This window comes from Paramesorhizobium endophyticum, assembly GCF_014640615.1.
Classification (GTDB): Bacteria; Pseudomonadota; Alphaproteobacteria; order Rhizobiales; family Rhizobiaceae; genus Paramesorhizobium; species Paramesorhizobium endophyticum.
The window spans coordinates 151,136-171,550 of record NZ_BMHH01000005.1 but is presented as its reverse complement, the minus strand read 5'-3'; the positions used below and the strand labels follow the sequence as shown (position 1 = coordinate 171,550).

Genomic DNA, 20,415 nt, shown 5'->3' with positions numbered 1-20,415 from the left:
CTCCCGCCATTCGATTTCTTGAAAAGCGCGCCTCCGGGCGCGCTTTTTTATTTGGTGGTTTCGTGCTGTAAGGGCGCATGGTTTCGCTCGCACAACAGACACTCTTCCTGCCTTTCGAGAACGGCATATTGCCTTCGCCGGAAACGCTGGCGGGACAGCGCCCCCCTCTGCCCTCCCGGGCATCTCCCCCGCATGGGGAGAGATTGGCTGGCACGGCTTCCACAGCCCATTCTGCGACATCCGAGATTGGCGGAAGCTTCGATGAAGGCGCAATCTCCCCCCTTGCGGGGGAGATGTCCGGCAGGACAGAGGGGGGCGCCTCACGCCTCCAGCAAAACAATGGCTTCCTCGCCTTCGGCATAGAAGCTGACGCTACCTTGGGCGAGGAATGGAAAAAGGCCCTCACGATCATCCAGCCCTTCCGTCCGGCTTTCATCAAGCTGGAACGGGCGGGCTACCATGTCGTCCCCCGCCTTAGCGGGGGCGACCGCTTCGACGGCGGGCTTCTTCTCCTCGGCAAGCATCGCGGGCGCAATGAGCAATGGTTCGCCGATTTGCTCGCCAATGTGATGCCCGGCGGCCTCATCGTGGTCTGCGGCGATAAGAAGCTTGGCATCGATGGCTTCCGCAAATGGGTGGAGAAGATCGTCCCGAGCGAGGGCCGCCTCTCCAAGAACCACGCCGTCGCCTTCTGGGTGAAGCGTCCGGCGGATATCACGGATAACGCGATAGACGCCCTGCGCCCGTCTCCGGCGCGCGTCGATGACCGTTTCGATACCGCGCCCGGCATGTTCTCCCATGGCGAGATCGACCGTGGATCGGCACTACTCGCCCGCCATCTCAAGGGCCGGCTGAGCGGCGCGGTGGCGGATTTCGGCGCAGGCTGGGGTTATCTTTCGGCCGAGTGCCTGACGCATCCCCAAAAAATGAAAAAACTGGACCTCTACGAGGCGGACTATGAGGCGCTGGAAGCCGCGCGTAGCAATCTATCCGGGCTCGCCGGAAACATCCCGCTCGCCTTCCACTGGCACGATCTTACGGCTGAGCCGATAACGGAAATTTACGACACGATCGTTATGAACCCGCCGTTCCATATGGCCCGCGCGGCGGATGTCTCGCTCGGGCAGGGCTTCATAGCCGCCGCCGCCAAAAGGCTGAAGCCGGGCGGCAGGCTGCTCCTCGTCGCCAACCGCCAATTGCCCTATGAGGCGACATTGAAGGGGCTATTTCGTGGGGTGGAGGTGCTGGAAGTGGCGGAAGGGTTCAAGGTGATCGAGGCGCGGAAGTAATTTCTAATGGCACCGCGAGACGCGCCCCTCTGCCCTGCCGGGCATCTCCCCCGCAAGGGGGGGAGATTAGCTTTCATGAGCGCCGGTATCAATCATCGGCGTTGCAGAGTGAGCGAGGAGGGCCGTATCAGCCAATCTCCCCCCTTGCGGGGAGATGTCCGGCAGGACAGAGGGGGGCGACGTAGAGCGCCAGCGTTTCCGCGTCAAACTACTCCGCGCTGAGCGTCCCGCCCGACACCGTAAAATACTGCGCCCGATCCCCCAGCGCATCGAACAGCGCGCGGTCGGTTCCGGTCATGAACGCTTGGCCGCCGAGATCGTCGATGATGTCGAACAGCGCCGCCCGGCGTCCTTCATCAAGATGCGCGGCGATTTCATCGAGAAGCAGCATCGGCGCCATGCCGGACAGTTCCCCCGTCAGGCGCGCATGGGCGAGGATGAGGCCGATCAGCAGCGCCTTCTGCTCGCCGGTGGAGCAGAGCGCCGCGGGCATCGCCTTCGGCCTGTGACGGACGATAAGATCAGTGCGGTGCGGCCCGTCGAGCGTGCGCCCCGCGGCGCGGTCGCGCGGGCGGCCATCGCGAAGCGCGCGGCGGAAATCCTCCTCCACATCGACCGCCGCCATGCTGGCGATACGCTCCTCCAACACGCCTTCGAGGGCGCAATCGGATTGAGGAAACGGCCCTTCCTGCGGCAGGCGTTCGACCATGGCGGTGATGAGGTGCATCAGTTCCGCTCGCGCGGCGGCGATGGCTGTGCCAAGCTCCGCCATCTGCGCCTCGATGGCGTCGAGCCAGGCCGCGTCGCTGCGTTCCTGGTCGAGCAGGCGGTTGCGGCTGCGCATCGCCTTATCATAGTCGAGTACGCGCTTGCCATGGGCGGTGTCGATGGCAAGCACCATGCGGTCGAGAAAGCGCCGCCTGTCGCCTGCGGGACCGGTGAAGAGCCCATCCATCGCCGGCGTTAGCCAGAGGATGCGGGAATAGTCGAGCAGCGCGTCGCCGGACGCAGCCGGCACGCCATTGATCCGCACCTTGCGCGCCGTCTCGCCGGGAGCATTTCCGGCAAGCCCCGTGCCGATCTCCACCTCGCCATAGGTCTGGCATTCCAGCGCCGCATGGATGGCGAATCCATCGGGTGCACCACTGCGCGTCACATCCGTATAGGTCGCGCGGCGCAGGCCCCGTCCGGGTGAGAGAAAGGAGACGGCTTCGAGGAGATTGGTCTTGCCCGATCCGTTCTCGCCGGTCAGCACCACATGGGTAGGGGCAAGCGCAAGCGAGAGGCTGGTATAATTGCGGAACTGCGCCAGTTGCAACCGCCGGACCGCCACCCGGTCCGGACGTTTCTCATTCGCCTTTATGGAATCGCTCACGGTCAGACGCGCATCGGCATCAGCACGTAGAGCGCGTCCTCGTCGCCGGTGTCGCGCACCAGGGTCGGCGATCCGGCATCCGCCAGCAGGAAGATGGCATTGCTGCCGGAGAGCTGCGAGGTGATGTCGAGCAGATATTTGGAGTTGAAGCCGATCTCGATGGCGTCGGCGTCGTATTCGGCGGGCAGTTCGTCCGTGGCGCTGCCGGAATCGGGATTATTGACGGTGAGCGTCAATTGCCCGTCGGCTATGGCCAGCTTTACGGCGCGGCCGCGCTCGCTCGAAATGGTCGAGACGCGATCGACGGCGGCGGCGAAGCTCTGCCGGTCGATGGTCAGCTTCTTGTCATTGCCCAGCGGGATGACGCGCTGGTAATCCGGGAAGGTGCCGTCGATCAGCTTCGAGGTCAGGACCACGGAGCCGATGGTGAAGCGGATCTTGGATTCGGAAAGCTCGACCGTGACGGTCAGTTCCGGGTCGTCCATCAGCTTCTGCAGTTCGGCGACCGTCTTGCGCGGAATGATGATGCCGGGCATGCCCTCGCAGCCGGCCGGCGCCTCCAGTTCAGCGCGCGCCAGGCGATGCCCATCGGTCGCCACGGCGCGCAGCTTGAGCGCGCCATTGTCTTCGATGGAATGCAGATAGATGCCGTTGAGGTAATATCGCGTTTCCTCGGTGGAAATGGCGAATTGCGTGCGGTCGATAAGCCGCTTCAAAGCCGTCGCGGGCAGCTGGAACGTATGGCTGAAGGACCCGGCGGTAAGCTCAGGAAAATCCGATTGCGGCAGGCATTGCAGCCGGAAATTCGAGCGCCCGGAAGAGACAGCCATCGAATTGCCGTCGGGATTGGTGGCGAGCAGCACTTCCGCCCCGTCGGGCAGCTTGCGCACGATGTCGTAGAGCAGATGCGCGGGCACGGTGGTGGCGCCTGCCTGCTCGACCTGCGCCGGGGTCGCCTCGGTGATCTCCAGGTCGAGGTCCGTCGCCTTCATCTTGAGGCTCGCGCCATCGGCATTGAGCAGCACGTTCGACAGGATGGGTATGGTATTGCGCCGCTCGACGACGCGGTGAACGTGGTTGAGCGACTTCAGGAGATTGGAACGTTCGAGAGCGACACGCATGATGGACCGGACTCACTAACTGCTGACCGGCAGGCCGGCCAATGGCGGCTCCGCCTGCGGAACGGGCGGGAGAACCACGCCCCAAGGGAGTGTAAAGTGGCAGAAACCGGGGCATAAAAGCAAGCCCGGGAGAGATCATGCTCTCTGCCCAGGCCTGCTTTCTGTTGATAACCGTTTGTTCTGGTTGATCACGCGGCCTGGTCGTTGATGAGCCGCTTGAGCAGCTCCAGCTCCTGCGCCAGCTTCTGGTCGGCGCCGACCATGTCCTCCACTTTACGCACCGCGTGAAGCACGGTGGTGTGGTCGCGCCCGCCGAAGCGGCGGCCGATTTCGGGGAGTGAGCGCAGCGTCAGCATCTTGGCGAGATACATCGCCACCTGGCGCGGCTTCACGATGGTGCGCGTGCGCCGGTTGGAGAGAAGGTCCTGCTTGGATACGTTGTAATGTCGCGCGACGATGCGCTGGATTTCCTCGATGCGGATGCGCTTCGGCTCGCCTGCGCGGGTCAGATGGCCGAGCAGTTCATCGACGCGGTCGATGGAAAGATTGGGCTCGAAGGACTGGCGGAAGATGAGTTGATTGAAAGCGCCTTCCAACTCGCGGCCCGAGCCGGTGACGGTCTGCGCCACATGGGCGAGGATATCTTCGGGAATGTCGAGGCTCTGGTCCTCGACCTTGGCGGCGGCAAGCCGGCGCTTCAGGATTTCCAGCCGCATCTCATAATCGGGCGCGGCGATTTCGAGCGCGACGCCACCCTGAAGGCGCGAGCGCACACGCACATCGAGCGATTCCAGCTCTGCGGGCGGGCGATCCGCCGCCACCACCACCTGCTTGGCGCTGTCGAGCAGCGTGTTGAGGAGATGGCAGAACTCGTGCTGTATCGACTTGCCCTGCAGAAACTGCATGTCGTCGATGATGAGAAGGTCGATGTCGCGCAGTTGCTCCTTGAAGGAGAGGGCGTTGTTGTCGCGAATGGCGGTGGCGAAGCGCCACATGAAATATTCCGCCGTGAGATAGACGACGCGCGCCTTTTCCTGGCGTTTCAGCGCGGCGGCGGCGATCGCCTGCAGCAGATGTGTTTTCCCGAGGCCGACGGAGGCATGGATGAACAGCGGGTTGAAGCGCACGGCGCTGGAGCCGGCTTCCGCAATGGTGCGTGCGGCGGCTAGTACGACACGGTTCGACGCGCCGTCGACGAAGCTGTCGAATGTGTAGCGCGGATCGAGCGGCGAGCCCAGCACGGAACTCTGGTTGGCGCCCTCGGCGGCGACGGGCGCCATACGCTTGTCGGCGTTGGACTGGCCGACCGGGAAGACGATCTTTTCACGAACCGGCGTGCGCGTTTCCATGATATCGCCCGAAGGCTGGGTCAAAGGCGCTCGGGCGGCGCGACTGACGCTGCGCACCACGACCTCCACCTTGAGGATCTGGTCGTTCTCTTCCTGCCAGAGCTGGGTCAGGAGCTCGGAATAATGATTGTTGATCCAGGAACGCAGGAAGGCGGTCGGAACGGAAAGGCGGACAACGCTCTTCGAAATCTCATCGAGCTTCAGACGTCCGAACCAGCTGGAATAAATCTCGCTGCCGACACGCGCCTTCAGCTTGCTCATCAGCCGTTCGAAAGCGGCTTCGCCATTCGCATCCATTACGTCCCTCTCGGAGCCTGAAACTGGTAGTGCCGGAATGGCGGAATTGTACGCCTCATTGCGCATCGCTTCGGTCGCCTTGCTGCTCAAAATCATCTTGCCTCGCCTGTCATTCTTTTCCGGCGCGCCGTTCCCGGCACTTCTTGTTATTCCCTGGGTCCACCCGACCCGTATCGTCCAGCTTGCTCCGGCTGGTCTTTACGACTCACTCTCCCTCCGCCCGTTGCTGATTGCCTGAATGCCGCCTTTCAACAACCGTTCAAATTTTCATTTGCCGCGCAAATGTTTGTTCCGGTTAACGCCCGGTTAATGGTGAACCTTACCCCCTGCATCCCTCTTTGCCATCACCTTGTTTCGACAATGGAACTTCGTTCGCAGACCTTGCCTGCGTTCGTTTGGAACAGTTGTTTTTTGCTGACCTGGGCCCGTGGCCCATCCCTCTCGATGGGGAGGACATTACAAAACCCAGGGCGGCAAGGGCAAGTGCGAAGGTTACCGTTTTTTAAGCCTTTGGCCCTCGCCAAGGCCTTCCCTCAAGGCATCCGCATCATGGTTAATGTGATAAGCCGTTCGGATTCAAAGCGTTTTTCCGCCCCCAATTTTTCGGGCGCATGTGGCCCGCGGACTGGAAAAAAATTTTAAAAAATTGCTTGACATTTTAGCCTGCCGGGGATTCTTCGCCTGCCTGTGGATATCTGTGGATATTGCGGCACAAGTGTTTGAAAAGCCTAAATAAATCGGAGCGTTCATTCTTTTTTTCGCAAATGATTTTTTACATAAATATTACCTTCGCGGATACGCAAAGGCATCGGCGCGAGCCCGGCGTTAACCAAGGTTTTCGCGCGCAAATAAAAAACCCGGCTAATGATAAGCCGGGTTCTATTTAGGCTATGAAGAAATAATGATCAGGCGGCAGCCATGCCCTTCAGGCGCTTGGCCAGACGGGAGATCTTGCGGGAAGCGGTGTTCTTGTGCACCACGCCCTTGCTGGCGGCGCGCATCACTTCCGGCTCGGCAGCCTTGAAGGCAGCCTCGGCGGCCGTCTTGTTGCCGCTTGCCACGGCGTCTTCGAACTTGCGCAGGAAGGTGCGCACGCGCGAACGGCGAGCCTTGTTGACTTCCGTGCGGGCTTCGATCTTGCGCACCGCTTTCTTGGCCGAAGGAGTGTTGGCCATGAATGCCTCTCTTTTCTGTCAGCTATCCGGCCGCTGCCGGGCGTGAAACCATATGGGCCGCCCAGGAGGCAGCCAAACCGTGGGCGGCTTATAGATCAGCTTTCCACAGACGTCAATCGAATATCGCCCTTATCGATGCTTGAAGGAGGGCGTCCGTTTCTCGACGAAAGCGCTCATGCCTTCCTTCTGGTCTTCGAGCGCAAACATGGAGTGGAAGAGCCGCCGCTCGAAGCGCAAGCCCTCGCTGAGCGTCGTCTCATAGGCGCGATCGACCGTCTCCTTGGCCATCATGACGGCGGGACGCGAGAAGGAGGCGATTCTGGTCGCGGCCTTGATCGCCTCGTCGAGCAGTTCCTCGCTAGCCACCACGCGCGCCACCAGCCCCGCGCGCTCCGCCTCGTCGGCATCCATGATCCGCCCAGTGAGGACCAGATCCATCGCCTTGGCCTTGCCGACGAAACGGGCGAGCCGCTGCGTGCCGCCCATGCCGGGCATGATGCCGAGTGTGATTTCCGGCTGGCCGAATCTCGCCGTCTTTGCCGCGATGATGAAATCGCACATCATGGCAAGCTCGCAGCCGCCGCCGAGCGCATAGCCCGCCACCGCCGCGATGACCGGCTTGCGTGCGTGGGTGATGGCCTCCCAGTCACCAAGAAAATTGTTCTTATAGGCATCGGCGAATTCGAGCGGCTGCATTTCCTTGATGTCCGCCCCGGCGGCGAAGGCCTTCTCCGAGCCGGTGAGCACGATCGCGCCGGTTCCCTCGTCGGCGTCGAAATCGGCAAGCGCGGCATTGAGTTCGCCAAGGAGCGCGGAGTTTAGGGCATTGAGCGCCTGCGGGCGATTGAGCCTGATGAGGCCGACCGGCCCGAAGGTTTCGACGATAATGTTCTCATAAACCATGGCGGAACCTCCCTTGATTCTTTACCTTTCGCAAGTCCGGACGGAAAGCCGCTTCACACTTTTCCTGGACTTGCTTTCAACGCTGGCAGCGGGCGCAGAAGAAGGTCGAACGCCCGCTCTGCACGATGCGCGCTATGGTGCCGCCGCAGCCCGCGCGCGGGCAGGGCGCTCCCTCGCGATCATAGACGGAAAAACGGTGCTGGAAATAGCCGAGCGTGCCATCGGCCTGGCGATGGTCGCGCAAGGTCGAGCCGCCCGCCGCGATTGCCTCCGCGATGACCTCGCGGATAGCGATGGCGAGCGCGTCGGCCTGCGTGGCGTCCCCAAGGCTTCCCGCCTCCCGCGTCGGCAGAAGGCCCGCCCGCCAGAGCGCCTCGCAGACATAGATGTTGCCGAGTCCTGCGATAAGACGCTGATCGAGAAGCGCGGTTTTCAGCGGCGCTCGCCTGTTCGCGAAGAGGCGCGCGAGGAGTTCGCCGGAAAGCGCGTTGCCGGTCGGCTCGATGCCGAGGCCGCTCAGCATCGGGTGGCTGTCGAGTTCCCCCGGCTCCGCCAGCACGATGAAGCCGAAGCGCCGCGGATCGTTATAGACGATGCGGGCGGCGCCACCCTTCTTGCGCTCGATATGCAGAACAAGGTGGTCATGCGCTCCATTTTTCGAGCGGTCGTGGTGGAACGCGCCCGGCGCGTCAGCCGTGTCGTCGATCTCGATGCGGTAGGAACCCGACATGCCGAGATGGCTGATGACCGAAAGCCCATCGTCGAGATGCATGGTCAGATATTTCGCCCGCCGCCCCAGCGCCTCGATGCGGCGGTTCTGAAGCCGCTCCGCGAAGCGCTCCGGAAAGGGAAAGCGCAAATCTGGCCGCCGCTGTTCGACGGAGACGATCCGCGCGCCCTCCATGACAGGCTCCAGCCCGCGCCGGACGGTTTCCACCTCGGGGAGTTCAGGCATTGGTCTGTTCCGGCTTGAGGAAGCTCTTGCCATGCTTGCCAGGGGCGATCTTCAGATGGGCGGCCACCGTCTCGCCGATATCGGCAAAGGTTGGGAGGATGCCGATTTCGCCCGCTCCCGCGCCGCAGGTCAGCACCGGCACCCGCTCGCGCGTATGATCCGTGCCTTGCCAGGTCGGGTCGCAGCCATGGTCGGCGGTAAGGATCAGTATGTCGCCCGACCGCATCAGCGCATAGGCCTCCGGCAGACGCCGGTCGAAGGCTTCGAGTGCGGCGGCATAGCCCGGCACGTCGCGGCGATGGCCGTAGAGCATGTCGAAATCGACGAAATTGGTGAAGACGAGATCCCCGTCGCGCGCGTCCTTCATCGCTTGCAGCGTCGCGTCGAACAGGGCCATGTTGCCATTGGCCTTGCGCACATCGCTGACGCCTCGATGGGCGAAAATATCGCCGATCTTGCCCACGCCGATCACCTTGTGCCCGGCCTCCGCCAGACGGTCGAGAACGGTCGGCTCAGGCGGCGGCACCGAATAGTCCCGGCGGTTGCCGGTGCGCTGGAACGTCGCCGCCGTCTCGCCGGTAAAGGGCCGCGCGATGACGCGCCCGATATTCATGGGATCGACCAGTTCGCGAGCAACGGCGCAGAGATCATATAGCCGCTCGAGACCGAAATGCGTCTCATGCGCCGCGATCTGCAGGACGGAATCGGTCGAGGTGTAGAAGATGGGCTTGCCGGTCGCGACATGCTCTTCGCCGAAGCGCTCGACCACTTCCGTCCCCGATGCGTGGCAGTTGGCGAGGGTGCCTGATATGCCGGTCCGCCGCGCGATCTCAACAAGGAAATCGGCGGGAAAGGCGGGGATAGTATGCGGGAAATAGCCCCAGTCGAAGGAGACGGGAACCCCGGCAATCTCCCAATGGCCTGAGGGCGTGTCCTTGCCGCGCGAGACCTCCTGCGCCGCGCCCCAGAGTCCGTTCGGGCGCACCGCGCCGTCAAGCCCTTCGGGAATTTTGCCTGTCGCCAGCTCCGCCGCCTGGGTGAGCCCCAGCGCGGTCATGTTCGGCAAGCTCAGCGGGCCGGAGCGCAGGCCGTTACGATCACCCGCGCCGGTGGCGCAGGCAGCCGCGATATGGCCGAGCGTATCGGCCCCCGCATCGCCGAACACACCTGCATCCGGCGCGCCGCCGATACCGAAGGAATCAAGCACGAAAAGAAAGGCTCTTGGCATTGCGTTGGTCATCCATCTTTTGGCGCCAGAGATAGGAGAAAATCCGCCCGAACACAAACCATGCGCCCGGCGACGCAAAATTCATCATGGTTAACGGAGCTTTAACCCTTGCCCCACACAATCGAGGACAGGGCGAACGATGCATAAAAAGCCAAGTGGGAACCATCGAGGGTTTCTGGATAATGCTTTCCGCCAATGCCTTTTCGAGACTGCTGGTTCTAGGCAGCATCGCCATTCTTGGATTGACCAATGCCGCCCATGCCGACTGGCGCAAGGAGATGGGGCAGTTCCGCATCGGCGTGGCGTCGCCGCGCGTTGCCGAGCTTCCGCCTGCCGATGTCGAAAAGCTGAAATCCGCTTACTCGAAAGCGCTCGACATGCCGGTCGATCTGGTGGTGCTTCCCGATATTCCGGCGCTGGTCGATGCGCAGGCGACAGAGCGGGTCGATTATGCGGTCGACACCGCCGCCGCTTACGCCGCCGCCTACGCCTCGTGCGAATGCGTCGAGCCTCTGGTCGCGCCGGTGGGCACTGACGGCTCGCTCGGCATCCGCTCCATCCTCCTGCTGCGCCCCGGCATCGGTGACGAGGACATGAAGGGCGTCCGGATCGCGCTGCCAGCCGAGGCGGCCAAAGCGGCGTCGCTCGGGCCGGTCTCGGCCTATATGGTTTCCGGCCAGAACACCGATGCCGTCCGCGAAACCTTCATCAATGCCGGCTCGCTTGAAAATGCGGAAAAGCTGTTCGTCGCCGGCAAGGCCGATGGCTTCTTCGGCTGGGTGCCCTCCAGCGGCGACGACAAGGCCCCGAGCGGCGGCACGCTGGCGCGTCTGAAGAAACAGGGGCTGAAGGCGGGGAGCTACCGGATCGCCTGGGAATCCTCGCTGCTGCGATATGGTCCCCACGCGGTGCGCAGCAATCTGGCGCCGGAAGCAAAGCTGATCCTGCGCCGTTTCCTGGTCTCGCTTTCCACGCAGGACCCTGAGGTCTACGACCTCCTCGACCGGGTGCATGGGGGCGGTTTCGTTGCCGTCGGCCCGCATGATTACCGCATGCCGCAGAAGATGCTGTCGGCTATTACCGGGCAGAAGGCGGAGTTGTAGGGCATGTCTCCCAAAAGTGGGAACCGGTTTTGGGATAAAGACATGCAAAACTGAAAGCCGCCTTCAGCAATCCGGGCAGAGGATGATTTCGGAATTGATTGGCGCGAAATAGTAGGTCTCGCCCAGCGGCACGCCACCCTTGACCGATGCGAGATTGCGCAAGCCCCAGACGGTTATCGGCACATAGCTCAGGGCGACATCGACCTTGACGAGAAACATGCCCGCCACCCGGAACGAGGCGGGAATGGCGATGTCGCTGTCTTTGGCGTCGCGCGTGAGTTTCCCATTGGCATAGGACCACGCGACCGTGGCGGAAGGGTTCGACGAAGGGGTCGCCTCCACCTGGATGGCCGTTACCCTGATGCTCGGCGTGTCGCGGTTATAGGGATACATCGTCGCCTTGCCGATTTCGAGAATATCGTCGAGCTGGTTTTTTCTTATGACCGATTGCTGGGCGACGAGATTGGCGACGATGCCGGAGGTCCGGTTGACGTTCCGGCTCATCTCTATGCCCTGGCTCAGTTCCACCGCGCCCAGATAGATAAGGATGATCAGCGGCGCGACCAGCACGAATTCCACCGCCGCCACGCCAGATCGATCGCGCAGGAACCGGCTGAAACTGTCCGTCATCTTCATGGCTTGCCCCCTATGGCCTGATCCCCGAAAAATTCACCGGTCGAGCGGAAAAGGCTCGTTCTGCCAGGTGTTGGTCGCAAAGAGCGGCCAGGTTCCGTCGCTATTCGCGGCGCTCAACTGCCGGCGCATGATATCGGTGAGCAGCGGCCAGCGATAAAGCGCGTTGAGCTGGTTGATCGACAAGGCCTCGCCGGGATCGACCCTGTTGCCGAGGCTCAATTGCCCGGCCGCATTGACGATGCCGCTTTTCGGCACGCTCACGAATGTCTGGTAGGATTGGAGGTTCACGCTGAGCCCGGGGCAGCCGGAAGGAATCAGGATTTCGATCTGGTCGCAGATGAGATCGCGCAGCTTGGTGCCCTGCACATCCGCCGCCCGTAATTCGCCGGTGCGCAATTGCCGGGCGGCCCGGTCGACCGCGTTCGACAAAAGCTGCTGCCCCATGAAGCTGACGCACACTTCGATGATCGAGAACAGGAGCAGCAGGAAAGGAAGGATCAGAAACGAAAATTCGATCGCTGTCGTACCCTTGCGGTCGCGCCTGAAGCGGCGCAACAGCGCGGTGAATTTTGATTTATGCGATTGCATTTCCCCCGGCTCCCCAACCCTGGCTATGGCCGGATCATAGGCGCGGACATGTTGCATTCCCGTATGCAGGGATGAGCAAATTGGAGGGAAAGTCGTTACGTCCTGTCAACCATGTCAGTTGACCGCGCCGGTGTTCTGATAAGCCTTCTCGCAGAAGGGCGTGCAGGAGAGCATCTGCACATCGTCGCGTCGATAAACGCGGGTGATCTTGCTATCGTCTCGGCCGACGATGATCGTATCGTCCAGGATCGCCCGGCCCTCAGCGTCGAGAGCCACGATATTGGTGACGCCGAAGCGCCCCTTGCCGGTAAGCACGACCGTTTTCGAATCCTGCACTACCACATCGAGAAGTTCGGGATCGCCGATGGCGACTGTATCGGCCGGACGCACGAGACGCAGGACGCGCGTCTGGTTGGCCATAAGCTTGATGCCTTCGTCAGCGGCAGCAGCGGAACCCGCGCCGGTAATGACTGTCGCGAAAAGCATCGAGGCGGCGCAAAGGGCGCGGCTCATCCCATATCGAGTTTTATATGACATTCGGTTTCTCCCCACCCGGGCAAATCCTTATCCATCCATGAGCCCCATTGGTGAAGGAAGGTTTAAAATCAGGCGCATGACGCTCAATACTTCAAAACGGAGGCAAAATATTTCCCTTGGATTAACCACATGAAATCAAGCCTCGCATTTACCTTTTCCTAAGGGTGTTTTTTAAGGCGATTGCAATCCGCTGCTCCTAGGTTGCGGCCATCCGATCAACGAGATCCAAAACAACAAGTTGACGGAAGTGCTGTATCAACAAAGAGTTCAGGAGCCAAAAACATGAAGAACCTTCTCAAGCGCTTCGCCAAGGATGAATCCGGCGCAACCGCCATCGAATACGGCCTCATCGCCGCGCTGATTTCCGTCGCCATCATCGGTGGAGCCCAAGCTCTGGGCGGGCACATTGATGACAAGTTCACAAAGCTTGGAGAGACTCTCAGAGACGCTGGCAAGGAAGAGACGAAAGGCTAATCTAGTTGGATTTGGGTCAGCCGCTCGAGCATCAATCGGGCGGCTAGCCCGGCTTTACGCCCGAGGGAGGCTATCTCCGATGACAATTCCCAAGCGCTTTCTCCGAGATCAAAGAGCCTCAGCCGCAATTGAATACGGCCTGATCGGTGCACTTGTTTCGATCGCTATTATTACCGGTCTCCTACAACTCTCAGCCGCTATTGGAGGAAAATTCGACTTTGTTGCGACGGCTATCTCTGATGTATTGAAGTGAGGTAGTTGCTCATGACCGAAGCAGCCATCCTTGTCATCTTCCCCTTCGCGATGGCCTTCGCGATGGTTTCCGACCTTCTGTCCATGACAATCCAGAACCGGGTGTCGTTGATCCTCGTCGGCGCCTTCGCCATTCTGGCACCGCTCACCGGCATGGCCTGGGATGTCTACGCCATGCATTTCGTCGCCGGGCTTGCAGTCCTCGCGGCGACTTTCGGCCTTTTCGCCATCCGCGCCATGGGCGGGGGTGACGCCAAGCTGATGGCGGCGACTGCGGTTTGGCTCGGCTGGAGCGTCGATCTCCTCAACTATATCGTCATCGGTTCCATGCTGGGCGGCATGCTGACGCTCGCGATCCTCGCCTATCGCCGCTCGCCTCTTGCCGTGGTTGCCGGCCGTTTCGAATTCATGCACCGGCTTGCCCAGAAGGATGTCGGCATTCCCTACGGCATCGCGCTCGGCGCCGCCGGTCTCCTCACTTTTCCGCAATCGCCTTTGGGCCTCTGGGTCCTTGCACGGCTCTCCTCGTTTTAACGCCGGATATCAATCTTTCCAAACCGGCATAAGATTGCGTTAACCATAATTACACGATTCCCGCTGCATGGTTGCCTCGCGTAGGGTGCGCGTGGGGTGGGAATATGAAGTCAGCACGCTTGGTCATTCTGGCCGTCGCGGTCATTGCCGCCGTCGGGGCGGGCTATATCGCGATGAGCATGTCGGCGCCCGCGCCGGTCGTGGTCGAGGCCGCCGCGCCAACCGCGCAGATCGAATTGCGTGACGTGCTCGTCGCCACCGAGACTCTCGGCGTCGGCGCTGAACTCTCCGGCCAGATGCGCTGGCAGCCCTGGCCCGCCGAGGCGATCACCGAAGGCTATATCACCCGCGATGCCGAGCCCCAGGCGATGGAGGAACTGAAAGGTTCCACCGTCCGGCTGCAATTGATGACCGGCGAGCCCATCCGCAAGGCCAAGCTGATCGGCCCGGGGCAGAGCTTCATGTCCGCGATGCTGCCGCCGGGAATGCGCGCGGTCGCCACCCAGATTTCCGCCGATACCTCCGCCGGCGGCTTCATCCTGCCCAATGATTTCGTCGACGTCATCATGACCCGCAAGCAGGAAGGCGATAACGGCAAGTCCCGCTTCTTGACCGAGACGATCCTCGAAAACATCCGCGTATTGGCGATCGACCAGAACATCCAGGAGGATGAGAAGGGCAACAAGGTGATCGTCGGCCAGACGGCAACGCTGGAACTGACCCCGCAGCAGTCGGAAATCATTATCGTCGCGCAGCAAATGGCCGACCGCCTCAGCCTCGCGCTGCGCTCGGCGCATGACGCGCAGGAGCCGGCGGAGAAGGAGGCCGACTATCTCGTCTCCGCCCCCGGACGGCGCGGGACGGTGAAGCTCATCAAATCGGGAACCGTGACGGAAGTGGGGGCACGATGATGGTAAATGGCAACCCGCTTTTAGGGCGTTTCAGTTTGAAGCGCCGGTCCCGTAACACCCCCCTCTGTCCTGCCGGACATCTCCCCCACAAGGGGGGAGATCACGCCGTCATGGCCGTTCGGCACCAATCGCAAACGTTGCGGAATATGCGTGGACCGACGTGTCAGCCAATCTCCCCCCTTGTGGGGGAGATGTCCGGCAGGACAGAGGGGGGTGCCGTGACGTGCGCTGCGGTCAAAACTCGAATCGCCCTCACCCTCGCCCTCTTGGCTCTGGCCAGCCCGCTCGCCTCGCCCGCGCACGCGCAAAACAACGTCGTGCAGCTCAGCCAGAACGGCGGCGCCAAGCGCATCAAGCTGGGACTCAACAAATCCATCGTCATCGACCTTCCGCGCGATGCCTATGATATCCTCGTCGCCAATCCCGATGTGGCGGACGCGGTGACGCGCACGGCACGGCGCATTTATCTGTTCGGCAAACAGGTGGGCCAGACCAACATCTTCGTCTTCGGGCCGGATGGCGAGCAGATCGCCAGCCTCGACCTCGAGATCGAGCGCGATGTCGCGGGCCTCAACCATTATCTGAAGAAATATATCCCCGGCTCGGACATCACCGTCGAACTCATCAACGACAATGTGGTGCTGACGGGAACGGTCGAGACGCCGCAGGATTCGGCAAGGGCCGCCAAACTCGCGGAACTCTTCGTCTCCGGCGGCGAGGCGACGACCGGGCAATATAGCAAAAACGTCTCGGCGGGCGGCGGCGGTGGCGTTTCCATCATCGACGGGCCGGATGAGGAAGATCGCCGCACCAGCAAGATCGTCAATCTCATAAAGACCATCGGCGACGATCAGGTGACGCTGAAGGTGACGGTGGCGGAAGTCAGCCGCTCGGTCATGAAGCAGCTCGGCGTCAACATGATCGGCTCGGGCAGCGCCGATGGCATCACTTATGGCGGCATCTCGGAAAATGTCGCCGCTCTCGCCGGTCAGGCCATCACCAATTCAGGCGGAATGATTTCGGGCCGTTTCGGCAGCGGCACCCTCAGCGCTTATCTCAATGCCATGGAACTGGCGGGCGTGATGAAGACGCTCGCCGAGCCGACGCTTACTGCCGTCTCGGGCGAGAAGGCGGTTTTCAAGGTTGGCGGTGAGTACAACATCATCACCGGCCAGGACGTCCGGGTCAACGAGAAGACCGGCGCGGAAAACCTTGTCACCGAGCACGAGAAAATCGAATACGGCATCGGCCTCGAGTTCATGCCCGTGGTGCTTTCGCCCGGCCGCATCAGCCTCAAGGTGCGCACCTCCGTCTCCGAACCGACGATGGAAGGCTCCATCGCTATGAGTTCAGGCGGAAGTCGCCCCGCGGGCAACATCCTGTCGCTTCGCAAGCGCCTCGCCGATACGACGGTGGAGCTGCCTTCCGGCGGCTCGATGATGATCGCGGGTCTCATTCGCGATGAGACGAGGCAGGCGATATCAGGCATGCCCGGATTGTCGAAGATCCCGGTCCTCGGCACGCTCTTCCGCAGCCGCGAATTCGTGCGCAACGAGACCGAACTCGTCATCCTGGTCACGCCCTATCTGGTGCGCCCCATGGCGCGCAACGCGCTGGCCCGGCCCGATGACAATCTCGCCCCGGCGAGCGATCCGGCGGGCTACATCCTCGGCCAGGTCAACCGCGTCTATGGCACCGGCAAGGCGCAGCTTCCGTCCGGACGCTATCACGGCGTCGTCGGTTATATTTACAAGTGAGGGGGATGGTGATGTTTGGGAAACGTTGGAGCTGTGACACCCCTCTCTGCCCTGCCGGGCCGGGCTCGCACCCGCCCGAAGGGTCGGGTGGGGGTGGTGACGCGTTCGCCACGGTCTCCAGCAAAAGCGCACCCGTCACCACCCCCATCCGCCCGCTGACGCGGGGTTCGTCGCTGGAAAAGCCAAATCGTTGGCTTTTCCTCGGCCTGCGGCCGAACGCTCCTCAATCCCCGCAAGGGGGAAGGAGGGTGCCCAACCGGCCCGGCAGGGTAGAGGGGGGGGAGCGGCCTCGCCGTTTTACCGGGAGGACTGCGCTGATCACCGCCGCCCTCATCCTCTCCGGCTGCGTCAGCCAGCCCATGACGGTCGGCTCCATACCGGACGATTACCGCACCAATCACCCCATCACCATCGCCGAGCGCGAGCAGGTGGTGGACATACCCGTCCGGCATGGCGATATCAGGCTTTCCGCCACCCAGCGCAGCATCGTCCAGAACGCGCTTCTCAATTACCGCGCCAATGGCTCCGGCATGGTCTACATCATGCTGCCCTCGGGATCCTATAATGAGGCGGCGGCCTATAGGATCAGCACCGAGATTGCCAATGTGCTGCGCAAGGGCGGGGTGCGCCCCAGCAATATTGCGACGGAGACTTATAAGGTCGCCTCGCCCGATGTCGCGCCCGTCCGCATCACCTATTACGCCATGACCGCCGCCGCCGGTCCGTGCGGGCGCTGGCCGGACGATCTGCTCAACACCGTCGAGAACAAGCATTACGCGAATTTCGGCTGTGCCAGCCAGAACAACCTCGCCGCGCAGATCGCCAACCCGGCTGATCTGCTGGGACCGCGCGCGCCCGGCGAAGTCGACGCGGCGCGGCGCGGCAAGGTGATCGGCGATTATCAGGAGAGCTCACAGAGCAGCGGCTCCGTGTGGCAGGGATCGCGGGAGGTTGAGTATTGATGCACAATCTGACCTATGAAACCGAAGAAACGGACAAGAATCCGGATTCCTATATCAGGCAGGAAAACATCGCACTGCTGCAATCGCTGCGCCCGATACCGCGCATCTCGATCCAGGCCTTCTGTGAGACCGATGGCGTCGCCAAGCCCATCGAACGGGCGGGCGAGGACCGCCGCATGGCGAAGGCCCATCTCAAGGTGCATATGGGCGGCATTCCAACCGCAATCGAGTTCTATCAGAGCGCGCCGACGCCCAATCTGCTGATCGTCGAATCGACGGCGGAGCCGCGCGCGCTGCTCGACCAACTGATGCGGCTTGCCGAAGTCTGCGATCCCACCTCCAAGGTGATGGTCATCGGCCATTCCAACGATGTCTGGCTTTATCGCGAGCTGCTCCGCCGCGGCATTTCCGAATATGTCGTCGCGCCCGTTTCGCTCGCCGACATCCTTGCCATCATCTCCTCCATCTTCGTCGCGCCGGAGGCGGAGCCGCTGGGCCGCTCGCTCGCCTTCGTCGGCGCCAAGGGCGGCGTCGGCTCCTCCACTATCGCCCATAACGTCGCCTGGACGATTTCGAGCCGGTTCGAGAGCGATGTCGTCATCGCCGATATGGATCTCCCCTACGGCACCGCCAACATCAATTTCGATCAGGACCCGGCGCAGGGCATAGCCGATGCGGTGTTCGCGCCGGAGCGGATCGACGAGGTCTATCTCGACCGCCTGCTGGCGCAATGCGACGACCATCTGTCGCTGCTTGCCGCCCCCTCCATGCTCGACCGCCCGTTCGACTTCAGCGAGGACGCCTTCACCAATTTGATCGATGTCGCGCAGCGCACCGCGCCTCATGTCGTCCTCGACGTACCGCATGGCTGGAACGGCTGGACGCGCACCACGCTTGCCCGCGCCGACGAGGTGGTGATCGTCGCCGCGCCCGACCTCGCCAATCTGCGCAACGCCAAGAATTTGATCGATACGCTGAAAGCGCTGCGGCCCAACGATGCGCCGCCGCGCCTGATCCTGAACCAGATCGGCGTGCCGAAGCGCCCGGAGATATCGCCCGCCGATTTCGCCGAGCCCTTGGGTGTCGAGCCGATAGGGCTGATCAATTTCGATCCGCAGCTTTTCGGCAACGCCGCCAACAATGGCCGGATGCTGGGCGAGACCGACCCCTCCCACGCCATCACGGAGGTGATCGGCGATATCGCGCATGTCCTGACCGGGCGGGTCGAGGTGAGAGCCAAAAAGAAGAGCGGCCTGACGAGCCTTTTGAACCGGCTGGCGCTTGGGAAATAGGGGCACGTTTTGATAGATGAGGGCGAAGGGCAGGGCTCAAAAGTGTATCGCGCGGATAGCCCCTCACCCTTACCCTCTCCCCGTAATTCACGGGGAGAGGGTAAGGGTGAGGGGCTATCCGCGACGGCTTCAGTAACTGCATAGGATCGTGCGGCTAAAACAAAGATTTGGGGCGGAATGCATATGTTCGGCAGAAGAGGCAATGACGGTGTAAGGCAAACGGGGCAGGTACCCCGTGCCGTGCCTGTGCCGGCGATGGCCGTATCTCCATCTCCCAGCCCCGCCCACGCCGCGGTGATCGAGCCGGGCAGCCTCTCCCAGCCCCCGCATGCGATGCGCGCACCTGCCCCCGTCGTCCCGGTTCGCGAGAAGGACGAGGGCTATTACACGACGAAAAGCCAGGTCTTCTCGGCGCTGATCGACACCATCGATCTCTCGCAGCTCTCCCGCATGGAGCCCGACGCCGCGCGCGAGGAAATTCGCGATATCGTCAACGACATCATCGCCATCAAGAATCTGGCCATGTCGATCTCCGAGCAGGAGGAACTGCTCGATGACATCTGCAACGATGTGCTGGGCTATGGCCCGCTGGAGCCGTTGCTGGCGCGCGACGATATCGCCGACATCATGGTCAACGGCCCGCGCAAGACCTATATCGAAGTCGACGGCAAGGTGCAGGAAACCGGCATCCGTTTCCGCGACAACCAGCAGCTCTTGAATGTCTGCCAGCGCATCGTCAGCCAGGTGGGCCGCCGTGTCGACGAATCGAGCCCGATCTGCGACGCGCGCCTGCCCGACGGTTCGCGCGTCAACGTCATCGCCCCGCCGCTCGCCATCGACGGCGCGGTCCTGACCATCCGCAAGTTCAAGAAGGACAAGCTGACGCTCGACCAGCTAGTGCGTTTTGGTGCGATCTCGCCGCATGGAGCCGAAATCCTGCAAATCATCGGCCGCGTACGCTGCAATGTTATCATCTCCGGCGGCACCGGCTCCGGCAAGACGACGCTTCTCAACTGCCTGACCCGCTATATCGATGCGGGCGAGCGGATCATCACCTGCGAGGATTCGGCGGAACTGCAATTGCAGCAGCCCCATGTGGTGCGCCTCGAAACCCGCCCGCCCAATCTGGAAGGAGAGGGCGAGGTGACCATGCGCGATCTCGTCAAGAACTGCCTGCGTATGCGCCCCGAGCGCATCATCGTCGGCGAGGTCCGCGGGCCGGAAGTGTTCGACCTGCTACAGGCGATGAACACCGGGCATGACGGCTCGATGGGCACGATCCATTCCAACAGCCCGCGCGAGTGCCTGAACCGCATCGAAGCGATGATCGCCATGGGCGGCTTCACCCTGCCGGCGAAGACCGTGCGCGAGATCATCGTCGGCTCGGTCGATATCATCATCCAGGCCGCGCGCCTGCGCGACGGCTCGCGCCGCATCACACACATCACCGAAGTGGTCGGTATGGAAGGCGATGTGATCATCACGCAGGATCTGCTTACCTACGATATCAAGGGCGAAGACGCGCAAGGCCGCATCATCGGCGAGCATGTCTCCACCGGCATCGGGCGACCGGTTTTCTGGGAGCGCGCCCGCTATTATGGCGAGGAGCAGCGCCTCGCCGCCGCCCTCGACGCCATGGAAAAACGCGGCCAGCCATGAGCGGGGAGGGGCACTGAC

The 20,415-nt window shown here is 62.2% G+C and carries 19 protein-coding genes and 1 pseudogene; 10 read left to right on the top strand and 10 right to left on the bottom strand.

Annotated features, from left to right (window positions below; genetic code table 11):
- The first annotated feature begins 293 nt into the window (after positions 1–293).
- Positions 294–1,289, top strand: a complete 996-nt coding sequence (locus tag IEX53_RS08395) for a class I SAM-dependent methyltransferase (RefSeq protein ID WP_188823319.1) — start codon at positions 294–296, stop codon at positions 1,287–1,289.
- 208 nt (positions 1,290–1,497) lie between these two features.
- Here the strand turns inward: IEX53_RS08395 and recF are convergent, their stop codons facing one another.
- The 7 genes and pseudogenes from recF to IEX53_RS08360 all read right to left on the bottom strand — a co-directional run bounded on the left by recF (position 1,498) and on the right by IEX53_RS08360 (position 9,692).
- Positions 1,498–2,664, bottom strand: coding sequence for a DNA replication/repair protein RecF (gene recF, locus IEX53_RS08390; RefSeq protein WP_236016097.1), 1,167 nt, complete (start codon positions 2,662–2,664; stop codon positions 1,498–1,500).
- A 2-nt stretch (positions 2,665–2,666) separates the two neighbouring features.
- On the bottom strand, positions 2,667–3,785 hold the full coding sequence (gene dnaN / locus IEX53_RS08385; RefSeq protein WP_188823317.1) for a DNA polymerase III subunit beta: 1,119 nt from the start codon (positions 3,783–3,785) through the stop codon (positions 2,667–2,669).
- Between the two features lie 188 nt (positions 3,786–3,973).
- Positions 3,974–5,419, bottom strand: a pseudogene (dnaA, locus tag IEX53_RS08380) (chromosomal replication initiator protein DnaA); the annotation flags it as partial.
- 917 nt (positions 5,420–6,336) lie between these two features.
- A complete protein-coding gene (gene rpsT / locus IEX53_RS08375; RefSeq protein WP_188823313.1) occupies positions 6,337–6,606 on the bottom strand; it encodes a 30S ribosomal protein S20 in 270 nt (89 codons plus the stop codon).
- A gap of 129 nt (positions 6,607–6,735) precedes the next feature.
- Positions 6,736–7,509 carry an enoyl-CoA hydratase gene (locus IEX53_RS08370; RefSeq protein ID WP_188823311.1) on the bottom strand — a complete coding sequence of 258 codons (774 nt, stop codon included), beginning with the start codon at positions 7,507–7,509 and terminating at the stop codon, positions 6,736–6,738.
- 76 nt (positions 7,510–7,585) lie between these two features.
- Positions 7,586–8,464, bottom strand: coding sequence for a bifunctional DNA-formamidopyrimidine glycosylase/DNA-(apurinic or apyrimidinic site) lyase (mutM, locus tag IEX53_RS08365; RefSeq protein WP_188823310.1), 879 nt, complete (start codon positions 8,462–8,464; stop codon positions 7,586–7,588).
- Complete coding sequence (locus tag IEX53_RS08360) at positions 8,457–9,692, bottom strand: phosphopentomutase (protein WP_188823308.1); 1,236 nt, start codon at positions 9,690–9,692, stop codon at positions 8,457–8,459. Before IEX53_RS08360 ends, mutM begins: the two co-directional genes overlap by 8 nt.
- A 155-nt stretch (positions 9,693–9,847) precedes the next feature.
- On the opposite strand from IEX53_RS08360, the gene IEX53_RS08355 reads away from it, so the two are divergent.
- Positions 9,848–10,795, top strand: coding sequence for a phosphate/phosphite/phosphonate ABC transporter substrate-binding protein (locus IEX53_RS08355; protein ID WP_188823306.1), 948 nt, complete (start codon positions 9,848–9,850; stop codon positions 10,793–10,795).
- A 63-nt stretch (positions 10,796–10,858) separates the two neighbouring features.
- On the opposite strand, the gene IEX53_RS08350 is transcribed toward IEX53_RS08355, so the two are convergent.
- The 3 genes from IEX53_RS08350 to IEX53_RS08340 form a co-directional block, all read right to left on the bottom strand.
- Complete coding sequence (locus IEX53_RS08350; RefSeq protein ID WP_188823304.1) at positions 10,859–11,431, bottom strand: TadE/TadG family type IV pilus assembly protein; 573 nt, start codon at positions 11,429–11,431, stop codon at positions 10,859–10,861.
- 33 nt (positions 11,432–11,464) lie between these two features.
- Complete coding sequence (locus IEX53_RS08345) at positions 11,465–12,019, bottom strand: TadE/TadG family type IV pilus assembly protein (RefSeq protein ID WP_188823302.1); 555 nt, start codon at positions 12,017–12,019, stop codon at positions 11,465–11,467.
- Positions 12,020–12,133: 114 nt separating this feature from the next.
- The gene (locus tag IEX53_RS08340; RefSeq protein ID WP_188823300.1) at positions 12,134–12,556 is read right to left on the bottom strand and encodes a pilus assembly protein N-terminal domain-containing protein; all 423 of its coding nucleotides are present in this window, start codon (positions 12,554–12,556) and stop codon (positions 12,134–12,136) included.
- Positions 12,557–12,838: 282 nt separating this feature from the next.
- Here IEX53_RS08340 and IEX53_RS08335 point away from each other — a divergent pair, with 282 nt between their 5' ends.
- The 8 genes from IEX53_RS08335 (at position 12,839) to IEX53_RS08300 (ending at position 20,397) form a co-directional block, all read left to right on the top strand.
- Positions 12,839–13,030: a Flp family type IVb pilin gene (locus IEX53_RS08335; protein ID WP_188823298.1), complete on the top strand. Its 192-nt coding sequence runs from the start codon at positions 12,839–12,841 to the stop codon at positions 13,028–13,030.
- Positions 13,031–13,109: 79 nt separating this feature from the next.
- A complete protein-coding gene (locus IEX53_RS08330) occupies positions 13,110–13,283 on the top strand; it encodes a Flp family type IVb pilin (protein ID WP_188823296.1) in 174 nt (57 codons plus the stop codon).
- An 11-nt stretch (positions 13,284–13,294) separates the two neighbouring features.
- Complete coding sequence (locus IEX53_RS08325; RefSeq protein ID WP_188823295.1) at positions 13,295–13,816, top strand: A24 family peptidase; 522 nt, start codon at positions 13,295–13,297, stop codon at positions 13,814–13,816.
- Between the two features lie 104 nt (positions 13,817–13,920).
- On the top strand, positions 13,921–14,727 hold the full coding sequence (gene cpaB / locus IEX53_RS08320; RefSeq protein ID WP_188823293.1) for a Flp pilus assembly protein CpaB: 807 nt from the start codon (positions 13,921–13,923) through the stop codon (positions 14,725–14,727).
- 191 nt (positions 14,728–14,918) lie between these two features.
- The gene (locus tag IEX53_RS08315; protein ID WP_188823291.1) at positions 14,919–16,484 is read left to right on the top strand and encodes a type II and III secretion system protein family protein; all 1,566 of its coding nucleotides are present in this window, start codon (positions 14,919–14,921) and stop codon (positions 16,482–16,484) included.
- Between the two features lie 248 nt (positions 16,485–16,732).
- A complete protein-coding gene (locus tag IEX53_RS08310; RefSeq protein ID WP_236016096.1) occupies positions 16,733–17,446 on the top strand; it encodes a CpaD family pilus assembly protein in 714 nt (237 codons plus the stop codon).
- The gene (locus IEX53_RS08305; protein ID WP_188823288.1) at positions 17,446–18,738 is read left to right on the top strand and encodes a CpaE/TadZ family protein; all 1,293 of its coding nucleotides are present in this window, start codon (positions 17,446–17,448) and stop codon (positions 18,736–18,738) included. The genes IEX53_RS08310 and IEX53_RS08305 overlap by 1 nt, the downstream gene beginning before the upstream one ends.
- A gap of 183 nt (positions 18,739–18,921) precedes the next feature.
- Positions 18,922–20,397, top strand: coding sequence for a TadA family conjugal transfer-associated ATPase (locus tag IEX53_RS08300; protein ID WP_188823286.1), 1,476 nt, complete (start codon positions 18,922–18,924; stop codon positions 20,395–20,397).
- Positions 20,398–20,415 lie beyond the last annotated feature (18 nt).